Source organism: Streptomyces sp. SAS_272 (assembly GCF_052543235.1).
In genome coordinates this window covers 50,840-71,206 of record NZ_JBMNDR010000019.1, presented here as the reverse complement: position 1 = coordinate 71,206, position 20,367 = coordinate 50,840, and the positions used below count along the sequence as shown (strand labels likewise).

Here is a 20,367-nt window from a genome sequence, read left to right as displayed (position 1 = left end):
AGTGATGTGTGCGGGTCCGATCGTGCCATGCGGGTCCGGCGGCTAGGGTCGCAGGCGGTGGTTGTGCAGGACGTTCGAGGAGAGGTCACAGGGGATGCTCAGGCTGGGCAGGCGTGAATTCGGCGCGCACGAGCCGGTGATCATGGCGATCGTGAACCGGACCCCGGACTCCTTCTACGACCAGGGCGCGACCTTCCTCGACGAGCCGGCCCTCGCGCGCGTGGAGCAGGCGGTGTCGGAGGGGGCGGCCATCATCGACGTCGGCGGGGTGAAGGCCGGCCCGGGTGAAGAGGTGACGGCCCGGGAGGAGGTCCGGCGGACCGTCGGCTTCGTGGCCGAGGTGCGGCGGCGCTTCCCGGACGTGGTGATCAGCGTGGACACCTGGCGGGCCGAGGTCGGCGAGGCGGTCTGCGAGGCGGGCGCCGACGTCCTGAACGACGCGTGGGGCGGCGTGGATCCGGGGCTGGCGGAGGTGGCGGCGCGCCATGGGGCAGGGCTGGTCTGCACGCACGCGGGCGGTGCGGAGCCGCGGACGCGTCCGCACCGGGTGACCTACGACGACGTGATGGCCGACATCCTGCGGGTGACTCTGGGGCTGGCGGAGCGGGCCGCGGGGCTGGGGGTGCCGCGGGAGTCGATCATGATCGATCCCGGGCACGACTTCGGGAAGAACACCCGGCACAGCCTGGAGGCGACCCGCCGGCTCGGCGAGATGGTGGAGACGGGCTGGCCGGTGCTGGTCTCGCTGTCCAACAAGGACTTCGTCGGGGAGACGCTGGACCGGCCGGTGAAGGAGCGGGTGGTGGGCACCCTGGCGACGACGGCCGTGTCGGCGTGGCTGGGGGCACAGGTGTACCGGGTGCACGAGGTGGCGGAGACACGGCAGGTGCTGGACATGGTCGCCGCCATCGCGGGGCATCGGGCGCCGGCGGTGGCGCGGCGGGGGCTCGCGTAGTCCTCCTCGCCCCCACCGTCCCTCCCCCGTCCGGGAGCCGGGCCCCCGGACGGGCTGGACGTCAGCGGCCCGCTTCCTTCGACACCAGGGCCACCGCCTCCTCGACGTCGTCCGTGACGTGGAAGAGGAGGAGGTCCTTCTCGGCGGCCTTGCCCTGCGCGATCAGGGTGTTCGTCAGCCAGTCGATCAGACCGCCCCAGTACTCCGTGCCGAACAGGACGATCGGGAAGCGGGTGACCTTCTGGGTCTGGACGAGGGTGAGGGCCTCGAACAGCTCGTCCAGCGTGCCGAGGCCGCCGGGCAGGACCACGAAGCCCTGCGCGTACTTCACGAACATCATCTTCCGCACGAAGAAGTAACGGAAGTTCAGGCCGATGTCGACGTACGGGTTGAGCCCCTGCTCGAAGGGCAGCTCGATGCCGAGGCCCACGGAGACGCCGCCCGCCTCGCTCGCGCCCTTGTTGGCCGCCTCCATCGCTCCCGGACCGCCGCCCGTGATCACGGCCCACCCGGCGTCGACGAGGGCGCCGCCCAGCCGTACCCCGACCTCGTACTCCGGCGAGCCCACCGGCGTCCGGGCGGATCCGAACACGCTGATCGCCGCGGGGAGTTCGGCGAGGGTGCCGAAGCCCTCGATGAACTCCGACTGGATGCGCAGGACCCGCCAGGGGTCGGTGTGCACCCAGTCCGAGGGAGCCCGCTCGTCCAGCAGCCGCTGGTCCGTCGTGCTCGTCTGCACCTGGTCCCGCCTGCGGAGGACCGGTCCCAGGCGCTGTTCGTCCGGTGGCTGCTTCTTGCCCTCGGGGTTCCCTGTAGCCATGGTGAGCTCCCTCCGCTTGCGTCGGTTCCACCTCAGCCTAGATCCACCCGGGTTACGGACGCGGGACGTCGGCGTGTCCGCCGTGCAGCGCCGACGCGCCGGACCTTCCCTCAGGCCGTCAGCCAGGCCCGCAGCCGCTCCTCGCCCGCAAGGATCTTGGCCGTCTCCACGCGTTCGTCCCGCTTGTGCGCCAAGTGCGGGTTGCCGGGGCCGTAGTTGACGGCGGGCACGCCCAGGGAGGAGAAGCGGCTCACGTCCGTCCAGCCGAACTTGGGCAGCGGGGTGCCGCCCACCGCCTCGATGAAGGCCGCGGCGGCCGGATGGGAGAGGCCGGGCAGAGCGGCGGCGCTGTGGTCGTCGACCGTGAACTCCGCCACCTCGCAGTCGGCGAAGACCTCGCGGACGTGGGCGAGCGCCTCCTCCTCGCTGCGGTCCGGCGCGTAGCGGAAGTTGACGGTGACGACGCACTCGTCGGGGATGACGTTGCCGGCCACACCGCCCGTGACGGCGACCGCGTTGAGGCCCTCGCGGTACTCCAGTCCGTCGATGACGGGCTTGCGCGCCTCGTAGGCGGCCAGGCGGGCCAGGATCGGGGCGGCCGCGTGGATCGCGTTGGAGCCCATCCAGCCGCGCGCCGAGTGGGCCCGCTCGCCCTGTGTCCTCAGCAGCACCCGCAGGGTGCCCTGGCAGCCGCCCTCGACCTGGCCGTCGGAGGGCTCGAGCAGCACCGCGAAGTCGCCGGCCAGCCACTCCGGGCGGGCCTCGGCGACGTGCTTGAGGCCGTTGAGCTCGGCGGCGACCTCCTCGTTGTCGTAGAAGACGAACGTCAGGTCGCGGTTGGGGTCCGGCACCGTCGCCGCGATGCGCAGCTGGACCGCCACCCCCGACTTCATGTCGCAGGTCCCGCAGCCCCAGAGCACCCCGTCCTCGTCCAGCCGCGACGGAACGTTGCCGGCGATCGGCACCGTGTCGATGTGGCCGGCGAGGACCACGCGCTGCGCACGGCCGAGGTGCGTGCGGGCGACGATGTTGTTGCCGAGCCGGTCCACCGTCAGGTGGGGCAGCGCGCGCAGGGCGATCTCGATCGCGTCCGCGAGCGGCTTCTCGGCGCCGCTCTCGGAACGGAAGTCGACGAGCCTCGCGGTCAGTGCGGCGGCGTCCAGAGTGAGGTCAAGCGGGGTGTCGGCCATGCCGTCGACCCTAACGCGCCGGTCGGCGGCGCTGCTCTTCCCCACCTCTGCACATCCACCTCCTCCTTTTCACTACTCTCCAGTACCTTGGACGCGTGCCGAAGCAGTCACCCTCCTCCAAGCGTCGCGGCCGCCTGCTCCGTTTCGGGGCGGCCTGCGTGGTCCTGTCCGCCGTCGCGGGTTATGTCGTGGTGCAGTACGTCGCCGGCGGCACCGGCGATCCGGGCTGCACAGTCGTTTCCGCCGACGGGACGGCGGCGTACGAGTTCACGCCGGAGCAGGCGGTGAACGCGGCCACGATCGCCGCGGTCGGCACCGACCGGGCCCTGCCCGAGCGGGCCGTGGCCATCGCGCTCGCGACCGCCATCCAGGAGTCCGCGCTGCGCAACCTCGCCCACGGCGACCGGGATTCGCTCGGTCTGTTCCAGCAGCGGCCCTCGCAGGGCTGGGGCACCGAGAAGCAGGTCACCGACCCCGCCTACGCGGCGGCCGTCTTCTACAAGCACCTGGAGAAGGTGCGCGACTACACCGAGTTGCCGCTCACCGTCGCCGCCCAGCGGGTGCAGCGCAGCGGCTATCCGGAGGCGTACGCCAAGCACGAGGGGGACGCCGTGCTGCTGGCCGCCGCGCTCACCGGCACCTCGCACGCGACGCTGACCTGCGACGGCCGCTCGCTCGCCCCGACGGCGACGACGGCGGGCGCGACGACCACGACCGTCACGGGACCGGCGGCGGTCCGGGCGGCGCTGCAACGGGACTTCGGGCGGGCCGCGCGACTGCAGACGGACGGGAAGGGCGCCTCGTCGTCCTCCTCTTCGTCCTCCTCTTCGTCGCCGTCCGCCGATGTGCCGGCCGTCGAGAGCGGGGAGCGGACCGTGATGCTGCCGGTGTCCGAGAACACCGCCGCCGGCGGCCGCAGCGTCGACGAGCGCGGCTGGCAGCTGGCGCACTGGGCGGTGGCCAACGCCTCTGCGCTGCGCATCGAGCGCGTCTCGTACGCGGGCCGGGAGTGGGTCTCGGGGACCTCCGACAGGCGGTGGCGGACCACCGGTTCGACCAGCGCGGAGGGCGTCGGGGCGGCGGCGGCCGGTGGCTCCGGCGACGTGCGGATCGTCACCGCTCAGTAGTGCGGGACGTCACCCGGCCGGGTCATGTGCGGACCCCCCGTTCGGCGGGGTGCTCAGGTTTTCGCGCCGTCACCCTCGTACACACCGAATCCCTTGCGGGCAAAGGGGTCCGGGCTTTGCCGGAATTTCACACCGGGCGGTTTTTGCCCGTTTTTATACGCAGCCGATAATGCGACGCATTGCCAACTCTTTGCATCGGCGGTGCGCAACCTTCGCGGTTCTCGAGCGGTAGTCACTGCGTCCGGGCCCGGACAGTCCTTGTTCTCTCCCGTCGAAGGAGCATCATGTCTCTCCCCCTGACCCGCCGGATCGCCCGTGCCGCGCTGCTCGTCGCTGCGGGAGCGGCCGCCGGAGTCGGTGCGGCCGGCTCCGCCGGTGCGGCCCCCGCCCTTCCCGCCGCTCCGAGCCTCGGTGGACTGACCGCCCTGGACACGGCGAACGTCGGCAGCACGGTCGACGGCGCGGCGCACAACGTCACCGGGCTCGCGGACAAGGCCGGCGGCAAGACCGTGCAGAAGGCGGCGCCGGTGGCGCAGAAGACGGCGGGCGAGGCGGCGGGTTCCGCCGGGGGTCTCCTCGGGGACACCGCGTCGACCGCCACCAAGGGCGGCCTGCCGACGGACTCCCTCACCAAGGGCGGGCTGCCCGGCGCCCAGACCCTGCCGGTGAAGAGCCTGCCGCTCGGCTGACACCGGCCGCCGCCCACGGTCCGGCCGCTCGGGCCGGCCACGCGGTCCAGCCGCTCGAGCCGGCCGCTCGAGCCCGACGACGGGGTCCTGGGAGTCCGCTCCCCGGGCCCCGTCGCTCTGTGCGCCCGCCGCGCGGCGCCGCGACGACGCCGCTACAGGCGCTCCACCGCCGCGCGCACTCGTTCGTCCGTCGCCGTCAGCGCCACGCGGACGAACTTCTCGCCCGCCTCGCCGTAGAAGTCGCCGGGGGCCACCAGGATGCCCCGGTCCGCCAGACGGGCGACCGTGCTCCAGCAGGACTCGTCGCGGGTGGCCCAGAGGTAGAGGCTGGCCTCGCTGTGCTCGATGCGGAAGCCGTGCGACAGCAGCGCCTCACGCAGCAGGGCGCGCCGGGCGGCGTAGCGTTCGCGCTGCTCACGGACGTGGGTGTCGTCACCGAGGGCGGCCACGACCGCCGCCTGGGTGGGCGCCGAGGTCATCATGCCGCCGTGCTTGCGGATTTCCAGGAGGGGGCCGAGGACGGCCGGGTCGCCCGCCAGGAAGGCCGCCCGGTACCCGGCCAGGTTCGACCGCTTGGAAAGCGAGTGCACCGAGACGATGCCCTCGTACGAGCCGCCGTTGACGTCCGGGTGGAGGACCGAGACCGGGTCGGCCTCCCAGCCCAGTTCCAGGTAGCACTCGTCGGAGAAGACCAGCACCCCGTGCCGCCTCGCCCAGGCCACCACCCGGGTGAGCTCCGCCTTCGACAGCACCCTGCCGGTGGGGTTGGACGGGGAGTTCAGCCAGAGCAGCCTGAGGTCCGTGGGGTCGAGCTCCGTCGGGTCGTCGTAGACCTCGTACCGGGCGCGGGCCAGGCGCGCGCCCACCTCGTACGTCGGGTAGGCCAGTCGCGGGTAGGCCACCTTGTCGCCGGGGCCGAGGCCCAGCTGGGTCGGGAGCCAGGCCACGAGCTCCTTGGAGCCGACGATCGGCAGGACGTGCCGGTGGGTGACCTCGCGGGCGCCCAGGCGGCGCTCCAGCCAGCCCGTGATCGCGTCCCGCAGGGCCGGGGCGCCCCACACCGTCGGGTAGCCCGGGGAGTCCGCAGCGTCGATCAGGGCCTTCTGGACCAGGTCGGGGACCGGGTCGACCGGGGTGCCGACCGAGAGGTCGACGATGCCGTCCGGGTGGGCTGCGGCCGTCTTCTTGTACGGCTCCAGCTTGTCCCAGGGGAAGGTGGGAAGTCGGTCGGAGACTGCGGAGGACACGGTGACTGGCTCACTTTCGTACGTACGGCAAACGCCTCGGCCCCGTACGGCGATCAGACCTGATCAGGCCGTACGGGACCGAGGCGGCACGGTGGCGGGCCGCCGCGGTTTACTCGGCCTGCGGCGGCAGCGCGGCGACGAAGGGGTGGTCGCGCTCGATCAGCCCCAGCTTGCTGGCGCCGCCGGGCGAGCCGAGCTCGTCGAAGAACTCGACGTTCGCCTTGTAGTAGTCCTTCCACTCCTCCGGAGTGTCGTCCTCGTAGAAGATCGCCTCGACCGGGCAGACCGGCTCACAGGCGCCGCAGTCGACGCATTCGTCCGGGTGGATGTACAAGGACCGCTGGCCCTCGTAGATGCAGTCGACCGGGCACTCTTCGATGCAGGCCTTGTCCTTCACGTCGACACAAGGCTGCGCGATGACGTAGGTCACGCTGTCGTTCCTCCTCGATTGGGCGCTGGCGGGCCTCCTCAGGCTCCGCCGCCTGGCGCGCGGGAGCGCGGCGTCGTCGATGCCCGCCACCTAGTATCTCCGTTCTTGGGCATGATCCGAACAGGAGGGGTGAACCGACCTGTGGAAATCTCGGCCGCCGGACGTCTCGAGGTCCGCATCACCGCTGCTGACGTGGGAAAACGCGTCTCCGTGCGGTGCTTGACCGACGCTGGAGCCGTCGACGGGAAATTCACCGACACGGTCGGGGTTCTCACATCATGGGACGACGGTGTGCTCACGGTCACACGGAAGAGTGGGGAGAGCGTCCGCATTGACGCGTCCTCGCTGGTCGCGGGGAAGGTCGTGCCCGCCGCCCCGGCCCGCCGCCGCGGGCCCGCCGCCGGCTACCGGGAGCTGGCCGGCGTCGCCGCGCGGGCCTGGCGGCCGGTGGAGAGCGCCCGGCTCGGCGCGTGGGAGCTGCGGGCGTCCGCCGGGTTCACCCGCCGGGCCAACTCCGTGCTGCCGCTCGGCGACCCCGGCATGCCCCTCGACGCGGCCCTGGACGCCGTACGGGCCTGGTACGGCGCACGCGGGCTGCCCGCCTACGTGCAGACGGCGACCGGCGCCGAGGGAACCGAGGAGCTGCTCTGCGCGGAGCTGGAGCGGCGCGGGTGGCAGCGTGAGGTGACGGCGGAGCTGTGGGTCGGCGCACTGGCGCCGGTCGCCGACCGGGCTGAGGCCGAGGGTGTGGTCCTGGCCCGGGAGGCCGACGAGGCGTGGCTGGAGCGGTACGGGCGCAAGGGGGTGAGCGAGGTGGCCCTGCGGGTGCTGGCGGGCACGTCCTCCCACTCCGGCGAAGCCGCGAGCGGGACAGGGCCGTCGGTGTGGTTCGCGTCGGCGCCCGCGCCGGAGGGCGGCGCCCCGGCCGCGATCGGACGGTGTGTCGTGGACGGCCGCTGGGCCGGCTTCGCAGCCGTCGAGGTGGCTCCGGAGCACCGCCGCCGGGGACTCGCCACGACGGTGATGGCCGCGCTGGCCCGCACGGCGCTGGACGAGGGAGCGTCGGCGGCCTGGCTGCAGGTGGAGGAGGAGAACGCGGGAGCGCGCGCTCTCTACGCCGGGATGGGCTTCGCGGCCCACCACGCCTACCACCACTACCGGGAGCCGGCCGGGGCGTCCACGCACAGCCCGTCGTCGGAGGCGTCGTGAGCGGATTCGAGTGGGCGCAGGTGCGGGAGCGGTTCTCGGCCGAGGCGCGTTCCGAGCGGCCCGATCTGGCGCTGCTGTGCCTGCTGGTCGGAGCGGCGGCGGACCCGGCCGCGGGCGAGGACGGTCTGGACGCCGGGCAGATCGAGCTGGACCGGCTCGCGGGGCAGGTCCCGTACCGGCCCGGCGGGCCGGCGGCGTGGGCGGAGGCCTTGCGGGAGCTGCTCGGCGAACGGTGCGGGTTCCGCGGTTCCGCGGCGGACTACGACCGGCTGGACTCGTCGCTGCTGGACCGGGTGCTGGTACGGCGGCGGGGGCTGCCGATCCTGCTGTCCGTGGTGTGGGTGGAGGTCGCGCGGCGCGCCGGGGCGCCGGTGTACGGGGTGGCGCTGCCGGGGCACTTCGTGGCCGGCTTCGGACCCCCCGAGGATCTCGGGCGGCAGGTGCTCGTCGACCCCTTCGACGGGGGACGGCTGCTGACCGGCGAGGACGCCGGCCTGCTGGTCACCGGTGCGACGGGCGCGCCGCTGGAGCCGTCGATGCTGACGCCCGCGGAACCGCTGGACGTCGTGATGCGGATCCTGAACAACATCCGGTCGTGGGCCGCCGCCCGGCCCGAGCGGTCGGATGTCGCCCTGTGGGCCGTGGAGTTGGCGTTGGCAGTGCCCTCGCATCCGGCCCGGCTGCGGTACGAGCGCGGGCAGTTGCTGGTGCGTCGGGGGGATTTCCTCGGCGGGGCCGCCGAGCTGGAGGAGTACGCGGGGCTGGTCGAGGTCGTGGACGAGGGCACGGCGGAGCGGGTGCGCGGCGAGGCGTTCGCCGCCCGGGCCCTGCTGAACTGAACGCGCGGGCCGCGGTCGCCTCCCCGGCGGGCACAGGTCACGGCTGCCGCCCCGTCCAGGGGCACGGGCCGCGGTCAGGTCCGCGGAGCACGGCCCACAGTCACGTGCGAGGAGCGCGCAGGCTGCGGTCGCGTGCGGGGAGTGCGCGGCCCACAGTCACGTCCGGCGAGCACGCTGGAGCCGCAGTCAGGCCGACGAGCACGCCGGGCCCACAGTCACGTCCGGCGAGCACGCAGGGGCCGCAGTCAGGCCGACGAGCACGCCGGGCCCACAGTCACGTCCGGCGAGCACGCAGGGGCCGCAGTCAGGCCGGCGAGCACGCAGGGCCCACAGTCACGTCCGGCGAGCGCGCTGGGGCCGCGGTCAGGTCCGGCGAGCGCCGGGCTCGGTCACGTCCGGCGCGTGCGGTCGTGGGCGGGAGTGCGCGGGTCGTGGACGAGGAGTCCGCCGAGGGCGGGGGCAGGGGTGGGGCGGGCGGGCGCGGTCGTCGCCGTGCGGCGCGTTCGTCAGAGCCAGCCCTTCTCCCGCGCGATCCGCACCGCCTCCGCGCGGTTGCGCACCGCCAGTTTCTGTATCGCCGTCGACAGGTAGTTGCGGACCGTTCCCTGGGACAGGTGCAGGGCCGCCGCCAGTTCGGCGTTGGTCGAGCCGTCGGCCGCCGCCCGCAGGACCTCCCGTTCCCGGTCGGTGAGCGGGTTGGCGCCGCCCGCCAGGGCCGCCGCCGCCAGCGTGGGGTCGATGACCCGCTCGCCCGCCAGCACCCGGCGCACCGCCTCCGCGAGTTGCGCCGCGGGCGCGTCCTTGACGAGGAAGGCGTCGGCGCCGGCCTCCATGGCACTGCGCAGATAGCCGGGGCGGCCGAAGGTCGTCAGCACGACCAGCTTCAACCCCGGCATCTCCTTGTGGAGTTGCGCGGCCGCCTCGATGCCCGTCGCACCCGGCATCTCGATGTCGAGGAGGGCGACGTCGGCGTCGTGGGCGCGGGCGGCGGCGAGGACCTCGTCGCCGCGCGCCACCTGGGCGACCACCTCGATGTCGTCCTCGAGGCCGAGCAGGGCCGCCAGGGCCTCGCGGACCATCGACTGGTCCTCGGCCAGCAGAACCTTGATCGTGCCACTCATGAGCGGGATCCTACGTCCGGCAGGTCGCCGGCCGGGACCCGGGCGACCAGGCGGAAGCCGCGCTTGAGGCGCTCCGTCTCCAGCACGCCGCCCGCCTTCTCCAGACGCTCCGTCAGGCCGGTCAGGCCGTTGCCGGGGCCCTTGCCCGAGCCGCCGGATCCGTCGTCCTCGACGGAGAGTTCGAGGACGGGGCCGTCGAGGGTCTGGCGGCGCACGACGTCCACCGTGCAGCGGGCGGCGCCGCTGTGCCGAACGACGTTGGTGATCGCCTCGCGCAGGGTCCAGGCGAGGGCGGACTCGCTGTCCTCGGGGACGCCGTCCAGGCCCGGTTCGGCGGGCAGCCCGGCGGCGATGCCGGCCGCCGTCAACGCGACCTGAGCGCCGGCGAGTTCGGCGGCCAGCCGGGGGCGGCGGTATCCGGTGACCGCCTCACGGACGTCGACCAGGGCCTGTCGGCTGACCTGTTCGATGTCGGCGACCTGCCGGGCCGCCTTGTCGGGGTGGTCGGGGAGCATCCGGCCGGCCAGCTCGCTCTTGAGCGTGATGAGGGACAGCGAGTGTCCGAGCAGATCGTGCAGGTCCCTGGCCAGACGCAACCGCTCCTCGTTCGCCGCCAGTTGGGCGACCGTGGCCCGCGCCTTGCGCAACTCGACCGTGGTGCGCACCAGCTGGCTCACGCCCGTCATCGCGAAACCGATGAGCAGGACCAGCAGGAGCAGGTTCAGGGCCTCCTCCTCGTCGCTGCGCAGTCCGACGACGAGGAGCACCGCGCCCGTGCCCGGAATCGTCCAGAGCGCCAGCCGCATCGGAAGCACGCTTCCGCAGGCGACGGAGACGTAGCAGTACAGGCCGAGCCAGGCGGAGCCGAGGGTCAGGGAGAGGACGGTGGCCAGCACGGCCATGGAGCCGATGAGGGCGCCGACCGCCTTCGTGGGGTACGGCGTGTCCCCCATGTTCCGGAACAGCAGCGCGAGGTAGACCGCGACGAACACCGCGAGTCCGAACCAGCCGGCCGCCGTCCCGGAAGCGGTGTGCTTCCCCGAGACGAGATCGTGCACGGGCGAGCTGAGGAAGACCAGCCAGACCCCGATCCAGAGCAGCTTGCGCCGCCACAGTTCCCGCCGGTTGCGGGCGGGCCGGCCCGGCAGGAACCGGGCGCCCTCCAGGTCCTCCAGGCTGCGCGGGTCGTCCGTCATGGCGCTCACGCCTTCAGGGTGTCCTTCCGGTACAGCCAGGCCGCGCCGCCCGTGAACAGGGCGAAGAAGACGGCCAGGATCACGATGTCCTCGGCATGCGGGGCCCGGCTCTGCTCGATCGCCTGCCCCAGGGCAGCGTACGCGTGCGTGGGCACCCACCTGGCGATGTCCTGCAGCCAGCCCGGGAAGGTGGTCGTGGGCATCCACAGACCGCCGAGGATCGACAGGCCGAAGTAGGTGATCATCGTGATGGGGCGGACGGCGTCCCCGGTCGCGAGGTAGCCGATCGCCACGCCCAGGGCGGCGAAGACGAGGCTGCCGGCCCAGATCGCGCCGGTGAGCGCGGCCCACTGCCAGGCGTCCAGCCGTACGTCCTTCACGACCGCCGCGACGGCGAAGACGACGACGATGGAAGGCAGGCTGACCACGGCGGCGCTCGCGGTCTTGGCGAGGACGTAGCCGCGGCCCGGGAGGGTGGTCAGCCGCAGCTGCCGTACCCAGCCGCTCTGCCGTTCCTTGGCGATGCGCTCGCTGTTGCCCATCAGGACGGCCGTGAGGGCGCCGAAGGAGGCCATCGAGACCATCATGTACGTCGGGAGCGTGAGGCCCGTGCCGTCGATCTTCTCCTTGCTGTCGGAGCTGCCCGCGATCAGCAGGAACAGCACGGACGGGTAGATCACCGAGAAGAACAGGAACTTGCGGTTGCGCAGGGCGCGGGTGAGTTCCAGCTTGATCAGGCCGTTCACCGGGTCTTCGCCTCCTCGGCGGTGGTGAGGGCGACGAAGGCCTGTTCCAGGCCGAGCCCTGCGACTTCGAGATTGTGCGGGTAGAGGCCGAGTCCGTAGACCGCGTGGACGGTGGCGTCGGCGTCGGCGGACTGGATGCGCACGGTCCGGCGCGACCCGGCTGCGGAGCCGCTGTGGGACACGGTCAGCGAGGTGAGGAACGGCAGGGCGCGCAGCGCGGCCTCGTCTGTCTCGCCCTCCAGGTCGAAGGCGATGCGGCGGGCGCCGGCCTTCGCCTTGATCTCGGCCGCCGTGCCGTCGGCGAGCAGCCGGCCCCGGTGCAGGACCAGCACCCGGTCGGCGATGGCGTCGGCCTCTTCGAGGTAGTGGGTGGCGAACAGGACCGTGCGGCCCTGGTCGGCCTGTTCGCGCATGGTGGCCCAGAACGCCTGCCGGGTGGTGACGTCCATGCCGGTGGTGGGCTCGTCCAGGACGATGAGGTCGCTGTCGCCTGCGGTGGCGAGGGCGAACCGCACGCGCTGGGCCTGGCCGCCGGAGAGCTTGTCGACCTTGCGGTCGGCGATCTGGGCGATGCCGGCGCGGGCCAGCACGTCGGCGGGCCGGTACGGCTTCGGGTGCAGCCGGCAGGCGAGGCCGACCAGTTCGGCGACCGTCACCTCGTCCATCAGGCCGCCGCTCTGCAGCATCGCGCCGACCCGCCCGGCGACGATCGCCTCGCGCGGGGTGGCGCCGAAGAGCCGGACGGCGCCGCTGTCGGGGTGCTTGAGGCCGAGCAGCAGGTCGAGGGAGGTGGACTTGCCGGCGCCGTTGGGGCCGAGGAGCGCCACGGTCTCCCCCGGCCGCAGGTCGAGCGTCAGGCCGTCAACGGCCCGTACGTCGCCGAAGCTCTTGGTCACCTGGTCGAACCCGACCACCGGTGCTGTCTGCGTCGTCATGACGTCATCGTCGCCGCGACGGCCCCCGGGGCGGCAGTGTCGGACGTCCGGGGTGGCGCATGACAGATGTCATGCGGCCCCCCGCTCGGGTCAGCTGGGGTCGGTGTCGATGATCCCGACCCGGTTGGTTTTGCTGATCAGGGCCGGGCGCAGGGCGCTGATCACGTCCTCCACGGTGACCGGCGTCTTCTGGCCGGTGCCGCGGGTGATCAGCACGCCGTTGAACGCGCCGCCGTAGAGCTCCTTCAGCGCGGCCTTGTCGTAGCTCTCCACCAGCTTGCCGTCGATCGCCTTGACGCCGAGGAACTTCCACAGCGAGTTCTTCGGGCTCATCGGGACGGCGTGCGCCGCGTCGGTCTGCACGGTGACCTTGCCCGACATCGCCGGTTCGGCGAACTCCTTCATCATGCGGTCGACCTCGGCGTTCGAGATGGTCGGCTGCTTGGTGGTCGTCGGCACCGTCACCGCGGCGGCGGTGCCGGTCTCCACCTGGCTGCGGTAGGCGTCCACCACGGCCGACTCGGCCTTCGCCGCGTCGATGCCCTTGCCCGCCTTGCCGTAGACGGGGACGGCCTTGCCCGACGTGAACTCGATGGTGCCGTCCTGGGCCGAGCCGGAGCCGCCCGCGGCGTTCTTCAGGGCCGCCTGGAGCTTCTCCTCGTCCACCGGCATCGCGGGCTCGACCTCACGGTGCTGCCCGAACAGCGAGCCGATCACGGAGACCGGGTTGTAGTCGCTCCCGGCGGCGGCGTCGACGGTGGCCTGCATGTCGAACTGCAGGCCCGCCTGGTCCGGCTTGAGGGTGACCGTGTCGCCGCCGACGGACAGCTTCAGCGTCTGCGCGGCCCGCTTGGCGAACGCGTCGTCGAGCTTCTTGACGGCGTCGTCGCGGGTGCCGCCGCCGATGTCGACGCCGAGCACGGTGGTGCCCTTGGGCACGTCGGAGTGGTTCATCAGCAGGCCCGCGCCGTAGACGCCGACGCCCGCGACGACCACCAGGCCGCCCAGCAGCGGGAGTTTGCTGCGGCCCTTCTTCTTTTTCTTCTTGGCGTCGCCGCCGGACGTGCTCTGCGCGCCCTGCCCCGGCCCCTTGGGCGGGGTGTGCGGCAGCGGCCCCTCGGAGGGCGCGCCGCCCGTGAAGGGGCCTTTGCTCCCGCCCTGGCCGCCGGCGGGCACGACGGGGATGCCGCTGGTGACGGTGTGCCCGGAGACGTTGTCGGCCGGACGGCCGCCGTAGCCGCCCGCGCCCGGTCCGGGGGCGGGCTTCTGCGGGGTGAGGATCGCGGTGTCGTCGCTCAGGCCGCCGCCGGGGAGCCGGCCGGATCCGGCGCCGGCTCCGACGCCGGGGGCGAGGGCCGCGGCACCCGGTCCGCCGGGGCCGGACGGCGCACCGGGGACGCCGCCGCGCACCGGAGGCACGATCGGGCCGTCGCCGGTGACCGGACCGCCGGTCGGGCCCGCGGGGCCGCCCTGGGGGCCGCCCCGGCCGCCGGGACCGCCCGGTCCTTCGGGGCCGTTGAAGTCGTAGGAGCCGCCGGGCCCGCCGGGGCCGGCCGGGAGGCCGCCCTGGCCGCCGGGGACGCCGCTCGGGGCCGGGAGGCCGTTCTGGCCGGTGCCGGAGAAGTACGGCAGGTCGTCTCGGCGCGACTCGCCGCCGCCCTGTGCCTGTCCCTGCGGCTGCCCCGGCTGCTGTCCCTGCCCCTGACCCTGGCCCGGAGTCCGGCCCTGGCCCTGGCCCTGGCCCGTGCGCGGGCCGTTGCCGAGCGGACCGCCGGCCAGCGCCTCGGTCACGTCGAAGGAGCCCGTGCCGCCGCCGTGTCCCGGCGCCACGGGGCCGCCGGTCGCACCGGTGAGCCCCGCGCCGTTGGCGCCGCCGGAGCGGGCGCCGCCCGGCACGCTCATGGAGCCGACCACCCCGCCGGGACGCCCCGCGCCCGGCCTCGCGCCGCCGGGCGCGCCGGCGCCGGGGTTCGGGCCTGCGGCGGGGTTCGGGCCTGCGGCGGGGGCGTTCGCGGACGCGCCGGCCCCGGCGGCCGAACCGCCCGGCAGTCCGGCTCCGTTGGTGCCGCCGCCGCTCTGACCGGGCTTGCCCGGCGCGGACTTGCGTGGCGCGAACCAGTCGCTCGTCTTGTCCTCGGCGCCGGACGCGGGGTCGCCGGGCAGCTCGAACGAGCCGGTGTCGGACGAGGCCGAGCCGACGGCGCCCGTGGGGGCCGCCTGCTGCGCGTCGACGCCGGTGTCGGTCTTGCCGCCCGGCCCGCTGTCGTCGCCCGCGCTCTCGGCGTCGGCCACGGGTGTGCGCACGACGACCGGCGGAATGGGCCGCGATCCCGGGATGTTGATGCGGATCCGGGTGGTCAGCGTGGTCTCGGTCTTGCGTTCCTCCGGCTGCGCGGCCGAACGGCCCGCGTCCGCACCGCCGTCGGACACCACGGGGGTGCCGTACGGCGGCGTACCCGAGGGGTATGCGGCTCCGCCGCGCCCGTTGGGCCCGGAGGACGGACTGTCAGTTTCACGACTCAAGGCAGGTTCTCCAGGTTGGCTCCGCCGCTCGCCACGACCTCACGGGCTGCTCGGCGGCGCGCACCACCATACTGGCCACTTCTGGCCCGTATCCCACGACCGCCGGAAGACCCACACGGGACTCGCACGGTCACGCCGGGGTGAAGTGGTACGTCACTTGCCAAGTCGGGCGTCGTCTCCGACCGGTTGCCGCCCTCCGCCGAGGGTGGCGCAGATCACAGCAAGGGCCATGCCGCCGAGCAGGAACAGATACGAGCCGCCGCCCGCGCCGAACAGGAAGTCGCCCTCCGGGCGGCCGGCGGTGGAGACGATGACGGAGATCATCCAGCCGGCGGCCGGCGCGACCGCCCCTGCGCGGCTGCCGAGGGCCCGCGCGCCGCCGACGAACAGCCCGGCGGCGCCCACGAGCGCGAGGAGCAGTCCGCCCGGGAACCAGCCGGCCTGGACGAGCGCTCCGGCGAGACCGGTGAGCGCGCCGAGCAGCAGCAGCCCGGCGTAGGCGGTCGCCCGCCCGGCGGGCGGCATCCGCAGCGGCTGGGCGAGCATCGAACCCCGGTCGGACATCAGGCCGCCTCCGCCGCGTCGGTCGTTCCGGCGAACAGGTCGGTCTCCCTGTTCCCGTGGCGCCCGGCCGCCTCGCCGCGGACGAGTTCGTAGTACTCGGTCGTGAAGAGGGGCTGGGCGAGGTCGTTGGAGAGGGCGAAGTACCGCTCCCCGGGGGCGACGGCGACCTGGGTGGCGTGCGCCCGCATCGCGGCGGCCTTGGCGGCGGCGTACCCGGCGCGCCCGTCGATCTCGGCGGTGACGCGGTCGTCGTCCACGACGCCCGGCACGTCGGACACGGCGGCGCTGCTCGCGAAGGGGAGGGCCGGCAGCTCCTCCCGCAGCCTGGCGAACGCGGCCTCGGCGACGGAGCGCGGGACGCGGTTCCAGTACACCTTCGGGATGCGCCATCCGGCGGCCTCGGCCAGCTCGGCGGCCCGCATGGCGACCCGGTGGGCCTGAATGTGGTCGGGGTGGCCGTAGCCGCCGTCCTCGTCGTAGGTGACGAGGACCTGGGGGCGCACCTCGAGGATCACCTCGACGAGGGACGCGGCCGCGTCGTCGACGTCGGCCTGCCAGAAACAGGCCGGGTCGTCGTTGTCGGCGAGGCCCATCATCCCCGAGTCGCCGTGCCGGCCCGGGCCGCCCAGCAGACGGACGTCGTGCACGCCGAGCTCGGCCATGGCCGCCTCGAGCTCCCCCCTGCGGTGCTCGCCCAGCGCGGCGCCGGTCAGATGCCGCAGCTCCGGCGGGATGACCTCGCCGCGTTCGCCGAGCGTGCAGGTGACCAGGGTCACGTGGGCGCCCTCGGCCGCGTATCTGGCCATGGTCGCGCCGTTGTTGATCGACTCGTCGTCCGGGTGCGCGTGCACCAGCAACAGACGCCGTGAGGGCAGTTCCGTCATGGGGCCAACCCTACGAGGCGGCGCCCCTCAACCGGTCATCCACCCGCCCGCTCGTCGCCTCTCGCCGTCGAGTCCGTGGACGATGGCGAGGGGCGATGCGCTGCCGAGGGCGATGCGCTCGATCCGGGCTCAGGCGTCTTCTCGGTCGCCGGCGAAGATCTCTTCGGCGGACGACGCGGTGACGGCCCGGGTCAGCCATTCCCGCAGGAGATCGGGGTCGTCGCAGCCGGCGACGCGCTCGCGCACCTCGTCGGAGACGTCGAGGCCACGCGCCTCGAGGACGAGCACGATGTCCTCGGCACCCCGCTGGGCCCGACCCTCGTCACGGAACTCTTCGAAGATGTACGACTTGTACGGGGAAAGGTCCACAGCCACCGGGTTCCTCCAGAGTTCCGCGGCCCGACGATTGCCACCGAGGCCTTGAGCAATGAATTCGATGATCGTGACGACGACCGCCTCGGGAGCGTCGTGCAATGCGGTGGACAGGGTTTTCAGTATCCCACCGACATCTTCTTCTTTCGCGTGAGTGATGGCGGACAGCGCGGCCAGCGCCAAGTCGGCCCGAGCGTCGTCCGGGTCGGTGATCAAGGGCATGTTGTGCGGACCGACCACCAGCGGGCGCAGGGTGAGGGAGGGCCACTGCTCTGGTCCGAGGATCATGGGCCGCGCGGCCCACTCCGCCGTGGTCCGGTCCTGGCAGACGACCAGCAGCAAAGGCGGGACCTTGTACTTCGTGTAGAGGAAGGACAGGTAGTAGGCCCAGCTGGCGGGCTTGTCCGGGTCCTTCGCGCTCTGTGCTTCAACAACCAGCAAGAACGACTCGTCGCCGTCGAAACGCAGCAGTGTGTCGACACGGCGTTCGACGGGCTGGGTCTCGGTGAGATCGGTCGGCAGAACCGTCACACGCTCGGGTGGGATGAACGGGAGGCCAAGCACCTTGGAGACCCCGTCGAAAAGGCCCGATACTCCTGAAAAATTCGATGCATCGCCTCATGGGATGCGCTGACCATGCGTTTTCTTTACTTGTGGGGTTTTCAGAGAGTTGTCGGCGACTGCTCTCTGCAGTCGCGGCAGCGGGCGCCCGGCTCGGGTGAGCGGATGCCGCGGTCGCAGCCGTCGCAGTTCCGCATCTGGTGCGGGGCGGGCGACGGCGGGGCCGCGGGTCGTCGGAACGGCGGCGGTGGCGGCAGCAGGGCCGTGAGCCGGTGTGCGAGAAGGGCTGCGGGGCGGCGGACGCCTTCGGGCGGCAGGTCGGCGGTGAGGGCCTGGCGTACCGCGGCGGGGCTGACGTCCCGCTCCAGCCAGGCGGCGACGCCGGGGGCGAGGTGGGCGGTGTCGCAGGCGGAGAGGAGAAGGCCGGGATCGTGACGGCGCAGGCCGGCGAGGAGGTCCGTTGCCGTCTGGAGCAGAGCGGGCGCGGGGTGGCCGGGGCGTGGGACGGCGGGGAGCGGCTTGCGGGGTGCGCGGGCCTTCGGCTTGGCCGGGGTCGCGGTGCCCTGGGCGTGTTCGGCGGCCGCCGGTCGGCGGTCGTGGCGGCCGGGCTGGTTGCAGGAGACCGTTCGGGTGACGATCCGGCCGCCCGGGATCCGGGAGCGCTCGCGGCGCAGATAGCCGTGGGACTCCAGTTCGCGCAGGGCGGCGGCGATGCGGGTCGCGCCCTCGGGGAAGCGGGCGCTGAGGGACTTGATGTCGACGCGGGCGCCCTTGGGAAGCGACTGGATGTGCACGCCCAGCCCGATCGCCAGAAGCGACAGCTCCCGGTGCTGGGCGAGGTGGTTGCCGATCACCGTGAAGCGGGCGGTGTGACGGGCGTTGTCGTGGGTGAGTCCGCCCGCGCGGGGGTGGTTTTTGCCCGCGTTACGGGACTCAGCGCATGGGGGCGCGCTAGGGTTTTCGGTGTCCATCGGGAAGTTGGCCTTCCTCGGTGGTCAGGCCCTCGCACTGGGATTGCCGTCCCGGCGGGGGCCGTCGCATGTCTGGGTGGTGGTGCTGCGCTGGTCCTGCGCTGCGCTGAGCGTAAGGCAGGCAACCCGTCACGAATCCAGTCGAGTTGGGCATATTCACTCGCGGGAGTGAGTTTGCTCGACGGGCGGGAGGGGTGGGGCTTGGTCGGGTCCTTTCTCCGTCGTCCTGGTCCTTGGGAATGAGCGCCACTTGCACCGAAGCCCGAGACTCCGGGTTCCGGTGACGGACGCGCGTCGTTCCGTCCGGGCCTTGCGGCGGTCAGGAGTCGCGGCGACCCTGAACGGCATCCGGCGGGAGTACGAGTTCGGCCCAGACCGTCTTGCGCGGGCGCAGCTCCGGAGCCCAGCCCCACCGGTCGGCGAGCGCCTCGACCAGGAGCAGCCCGCGTCCCGACTCGGACTCGGCGTCGGCGTCGGGACGCGGCGCCCGGGGCGGGCGGTCCCCCGCCGTGTCGGTGACCTCGATGCGCAGCGTGTTCGCGATGACGTACAGCGTGAGCCGGAAGTCCCGGCCCGGTACGCGCCCGTGGGTCACCGCGTTCGCCGCGAGTTCGGCGACGAGCTGGCCGGCCGGGTCCACCGGCACGCCCCAGAAGCGCAGTTGCTCGACGGTGAGCAGGCGGGCGAGGCGCGCTCCACGAGGGGTGGGAGACAGCCGCACGCTGAAGTTGCGGAAGTGCTGGCCGGGTCGGGTCCCGGAGGAGACGGATTCCTGGATCACGTCACTCAGAGTGGCCGTTCCCGCTTACCGTGAACAGTGACGGAGCCGTTGCGTACGGTGACTGTCCGGGCGTTGTCCGGTCGTGTCGGAACTGTCGGTTCGGGTGACGGAGGAGTGCGCATGACCCAGGTGAACGGCAAGCCGATCCAGCTCAAGGAGGAAGCGGACGAGCCGGGTTGGGAGGTGGATCCGGACGACGACTGGGGTGTCGCCGTCGTGGAGACGGTGGGGCGACAGCTGAAGCTGCGGCGCGAGGCCGTGGGGATGCGCGCGGCCGACTTCGGGTTGGCGGTCGGGTACGGCGAGGACCTCGTCTACAAGATCGAGAGCGGGAAGCGGATCCCCCGCCCCGAGTACCTGGACAAGGCCGACAGGGTGCTGGGAGCGGGCGGACTGCTCTCGGCGATGAAGGAGGACGTGAAGAAGGTCCGGTACCCGAAGAACGTCCGTGAGATCGCCAAGCTGGAGGCTCAGGCGGTCGAGCTCGGGGTGTATGTCGGGCTGAGCCTGCATGGGCTGTTGCAGACGCCGGAGCACGCGCGGGCGCTGTTCGAGGTCTGGCAGCCTGTCTACTCACCGGAGGAGGCGGAGCGGCGGGTGGCTGCCCGCATGGCCCGGAAATCGATCTTCGAGCGGTCGCCTGCCCCAGCTCTCAGCTTCGTCCAGGAAGAGGCGACACTGCGTCGGCCGGTCGGAGGCACAATGGTGTGGCGTCAGCAGCTCGAACATCTGCTGGAGGTGGGACAGTTGCGCCACGTCACACTTCAGGTGATGCCGACGAGCTCCGAGGCTCACCCTGGGCTCAGCGGAAAGATCGAGGTGCTGAAGTTTCCGGACGGCACGGCAGTGGGCCGTTCCGACGGCGCGTACAACGGCCGACCGATCTCGGATCCGAAGCAGCTGCGAATCCTTGAGCTGCGGTATGGCACCATCCGGGCCCAGGCTCTCACGCCGCGGGAGTCGCTGACCTTCATCGAGAAACTGCTGGGAGAGACATGATCCACAAGGGTTCCGCTGGGGAGAACTCCGAGTTGGCGTGGTTCAAGAGCAGCTACAGCGACGGCCCCGACGGCGACTCCTGCGTAGAGATCGCCACCGCCCCCGGCACCGTCCACGTCCGCGACTCCAAGCACACCGCCGGCCCCCGCCTCCGGCTCTCGCCGGAAGCCTGGGCCGACTTCGTGCCGTTCGCGTCCGAGAACTGACG

Annotated in this window: 20 protein-coding genes and 1 pseudogene; 7 read left to right on the top strand and 14 right to left on the bottom strand. The window is 72.8% G+C overall.

All coding sequences use genetic code 11. The annotated features are described in order from the left end of the window. Positions 1–94 precede the first annotated feature (94 nt). Positions 95–955: a dihydropteroate synthase gene (gene folP / locus ACN6LD_RS14250; protein ID WP_319188764.1), complete on the top strand. Its 861-nt coding sequence runs from the start codon at positions 95–97 to the stop codon at positions 953–955. A 61-nt stretch (positions 956–1,016) separates the two neighbouring features. Here folP and ACN6LD_RS14245 read toward each other — a convergent pair whose 3' ends face one another. Together ACN6LD_RS14245 and dapE are read right to left on the bottom strand one after the other, a co-directional pair. After that, entirely contained in the window at positions 1,017–1,775 is a 759-nt protein-coding gene (locus tag ACN6LD_RS14245) for an LOG family protein (protein ID WP_319188766.1), read from the bottom strand. A gap of 110 nt (positions 1,776–1,885) precedes the next feature. After that, positions 1,886–2,965, bottom strand: a complete 1,080-nt coding sequence (gene dapE, locus ACN6LD_RS14240) for a succinyl-diaminopimelate desuccinylase (RefSeq protein ID WP_319188767.1) — start codon at positions 2,963–2,965, stop codon at positions 1,886–1,888. Positions 2,966–3,060: 95 nt separating this feature from the next. Here dapE and ACN6LD_RS14235 point away from each other — a divergent pair, with 95 nt between their 5' ends. Both ACN6LD_RS14235 and ACN6LD_RS14230 read left to right on the top strand, forming a co-directional pair. Beyond that, positions 3,061–4,092, top strand: coding sequence for a heavy metal transporter (locus ACN6LD_RS14235; RefSeq protein ID WP_445043339.1), 1,032 nt, complete (start codon positions 3,061–3,063; stop codon positions 4,090–4,092). Positions 4,093–4,376: 284 nt separating this feature from the next. Continuing rightward, complete coding sequence (locus ACN6LD_RS14230) at positions 4,377–4,781, top strand: ATP-binding protein (protein WP_319188770.1); 405 nt, start codon at positions 4,377–4,379, stop codon at positions 4,779–4,781. 152 nt (positions 4,782–4,933) lie between these two features. Here ACN6LD_RS14230 and ACN6LD_RS14225 read toward each other — a convergent pair whose 3' ends face one another. Next, positions 4,934–6,028, bottom strand: a complete 1,095-nt coding sequence (locus tag ACN6LD_RS14225) for a bifunctional succinyldiaminopimelate transaminase/glutamate-prephenate aminotransferase (protein WP_319188772.1) — start codon at positions 6,026–6,028, stop codon at positions 4,934–4,936. 109 nt (positions 6,029–6,137) lie between these two features. Beyond that, complete coding sequence (gene fdxA, locus ACN6LD_RS14220) at positions 6,138–6,458, bottom strand: ferredoxin (protein ID WP_007495984.1); 321 nt, start codon at positions 6,456–6,458, stop codon at positions 6,138–6,140. A 141-nt stretch (positions 6,459–6,599) separates the two neighbouring features. On the opposite strand from fdxA, the gene ACN6LD_RS14215 reads away from it, so the two are divergent. Next, the gene (locus ACN6LD_RS14215) at positions 6,600–7,667 is read left to right on the top strand and encodes a GNAT family N-acetyltransferase (RefSeq protein ID WP_319188773.1); all 1,068 of its coding nucleotides are present in this window, start codon (positions 6,600–6,602) and stop codon (positions 7,665–7,667) included. Then, positions 7,664–8,506, top strand: a complete 843-nt coding sequence (locus ACN6LD_RS14210) for a transglutaminase-like domain-containing protein (RefSeq protein WP_319188775.1) — start codon at positions 7,664–7,666, stop codon at positions 8,504–8,506. Before ACN6LD_RS14215 ends, ACN6LD_RS14210 begins: the two co-directional genes overlap by 4 nt. Before the next feature lie 506 nt (positions 8,507–9,012). On the opposite strand, the gene ACN6LD_RS14205 is transcribed toward ACN6LD_RS14210, so the two are convergent. The 10 genes and pseudogenes from ACN6LD_RS14205 to ACN6LD_RS14160 form a co-directional block, all read right to left on the bottom strand. After that, entirely contained in the window at positions 9,013–9,627 is a 615-nt protein-coding gene (locus ACN6LD_RS14205) for a response regulator (protein WP_445043338.1), read from the bottom strand. Further along, a complete protein-coding gene (locus ACN6LD_RS14200; RefSeq protein WP_445043347.1) occupies positions 9,624–10,823 on the bottom strand; it encodes a sensor histidine kinase in 1,200 nt (399 codons plus the stop codon). The genes ACN6LD_RS14205 and ACN6LD_RS14200 overlap by 4 nt, the downstream gene beginning before the upstream one ends. A gap of 5 nt (positions 10,824–10,828) precedes the next feature. After that, a complete protein-coding gene (locus ACN6LD_RS14195; RefSeq protein ID WP_107442064.1) occupies positions 10,829–11,569 on the bottom strand; it encodes an ABC transporter permease in 741 nt (246 codons plus the stop codon). Beyond that, on the bottom strand, positions 11,566–12,504 hold the full coding sequence (locus tag ACN6LD_RS14190) for an ABC transporter ATP-binding protein (RefSeq protein ID WP_319193771.1): 939 nt from the start codon (positions 12,502–12,504) through the stop codon (positions 11,566–11,568). The genes ACN6LD_RS14195 and ACN6LD_RS14190 overlap by 4 nt, the downstream gene beginning before the upstream one ends. 90 nt (positions 12,505–12,594) lie before the next feature. Then, positions 12,595–15,027 carry a hypothetical protein gene (locus ACN6LD_RS14185; protein ID WP_445043337.1) on the bottom strand — a complete coding sequence of 811 codons (2,433 nt, stop codon included), beginning with the start codon at positions 15,025–15,027 and terminating at the stop codon, positions 12,595–12,597. A gap of 153 nt (positions 15,028–15,180) precedes the next feature. Next, positions 15,181–15,591 (bottom strand): DUF6113 family protein, encoded by a 411-nt coding sequence (locus ACN6LD_RS14180; protein WP_319193767.1) that lies wholly within the window; start codon positions 15,589–15,591, stop codon positions 15,181–15,183. Beyond that, positions 15,591–16,475 (bottom strand): N-acetyl-1-D-myo-inositol-2-amino-2-deoxy-alpha-D-glucopyranoside deacetylase, encoded by an 885-nt coding sequence (mshB, locus tag ACN6LD_RS14175; protein ID WP_319193766.1) that lies wholly within the window; start codon positions 16,473–16,475, stop codon positions 15,591–15,593. Before mshB ends, ACN6LD_RS14180 begins: the two co-directional genes overlap by 1 nt. Positions 16,476–16,604: 129 nt before the next feature. Next, positions 16,605–17,485, bottom strand: a pseudogene (locus ACN6LD_RS14170) (hypothetical protein). Between the two features lie 24 nt (positions 17,486–17,509). Continuing rightward, positions 17,510–18,379, bottom strand: coding sequence for a helix-turn-helix domain-containing protein (locus ACN6LD_RS14165; RefSeq protein WP_445043336.1), 870 nt, complete (start codon positions 18,377–18,379; stop codon positions 17,510–17,512). Between the two features lie 319 nt (positions 18,380–18,698). After that, positions 18,699–19,160, bottom strand: coding sequence for an ATP-binding protein (locus tag ACN6LD_RS14160; RefSeq protein WP_445043335.1), 462 nt, complete (start codon positions 19,158–19,160; stop codon positions 18,699–18,701). 120 nt (positions 19,161–19,280) lie between these two features. Here ACN6LD_RS14160 and ACN6LD_RS14155 point away from each other — a divergent pair, with 120 nt between their 5' ends. Together ACN6LD_RS14155 and ACN6LD_RS14150 are read left to right on the top strand one after the other, a co-directional pair. Beyond that, the gene (locus ACN6LD_RS14155) at positions 19,281–20,159 is read left to right on the top strand and encodes a helix-turn-helix domain-containing protein (RefSeq protein WP_445043334.1); all 879 of its coding nucleotides are present in this window, start codon (positions 19,281–19,283) and stop codon (positions 20,157–20,159) included. Further along, entirely contained in the window at positions 20,156–20,365 is a 210-nt protein-coding gene (locus ACN6LD_RS14150) for a DUF397 domain-containing protein (protein WP_445043333.1), read from the top strand. The genes ACN6LD_RS14155 and ACN6LD_RS14150 overlap by 4 nt, the downstream gene beginning before the upstream one ends. The last annotated feature ends 2 nt before the right edge of the window (positions 20,366–20,367 follow it).

Excerpts from the sequence above, each read along its gene's own strand:
- folP (WP_319188764.1), top strand. The coding sequence starts at position 95 with ATGCTCAGGCTGGGCAGGCGTGAATTCGGCGCGCACGAGCCGGTGATC.
- ACN6LD_RS14245 (WP_319188766.1), bottom strand. The coding sequence starts at position 1,775 with ATGGCTACAGGGAACCCCGAGGGCAAGAAGCAGCCACCGGACGAACAG.
- dapE (WP_319188767.1), bottom strand. The coding sequence starts at position 2,965 with ATGGCCGACACCCCGCTTGACCTCACTCTGGACGCCGCCGCACTGACC.
- ACN6LD_RS14230 (WP_319188770.1), top strand. The coding sequence starts at position 4,377 with ATGTCTCTCCCCCTGACCCGCCGGATCGCCCGTGCCGCGCTGCTCGTC.
- ACN6LD_RS14205 (WP_445043338.1), bottom strand. The coding sequence starts at position 9,627 with ATGAGTGGCACGATCAAGGTTCTGCTGGCCGAGGACCAGTCGATGGTC.
- ACN6LD_RS14200 (WP_445043347.1), bottom strand. The coding sequence starts at position 10,823 with ATGACGGACGACCCGCGCAGCCTGGAGGACCTGGAGGGCGCCCGGTTC.
- ACN6LD_RS14190 (WP_319193771.1), bottom strand. The coding sequence starts at position 12,504 with ATGACGACGCAGACAGCACCGGTGGTCGGGTTCGACCAGGTGACCAAG.
- ACN6LD_RS14180 (WP_319193767.1), bottom strand. The coding sequence starts at position 15,591 with ATGTCCGACCGGGGTTCGATGCTCGCCCAGCCGCTGCGGATGCCGCCC.
- mshB (WP_319193766.1), bottom strand. The coding sequence starts at position 16,475 with ATGACGGAACTGCCCTCACGGCGTCTGTTGCTGGTGCACGCGCACCCG.
- ACN6LD_RS14165 (WP_445043336.1), bottom strand. The coding sequence starts at position 18,379 with ATGGACACCGAAAACCCTAGCGCGCCCCCATGCGCTGAGTCCCGTAAC.
- ACN6LD_RS14155 (WP_445043334.1), top strand. The coding sequence starts at position 19,281 with ATGACCCAGGTGAACGGCAAGCCGATCCAGCTCAAGGAGGAAGCGGAC.
- ACN6LD_RS14150 (WP_445043333.1), top strand. The coding sequence starts at position 20,156 with ATGATCCACAAGGGTTCCGCTGGGGAGAACTCCGAGTTGGCGTGGTTC.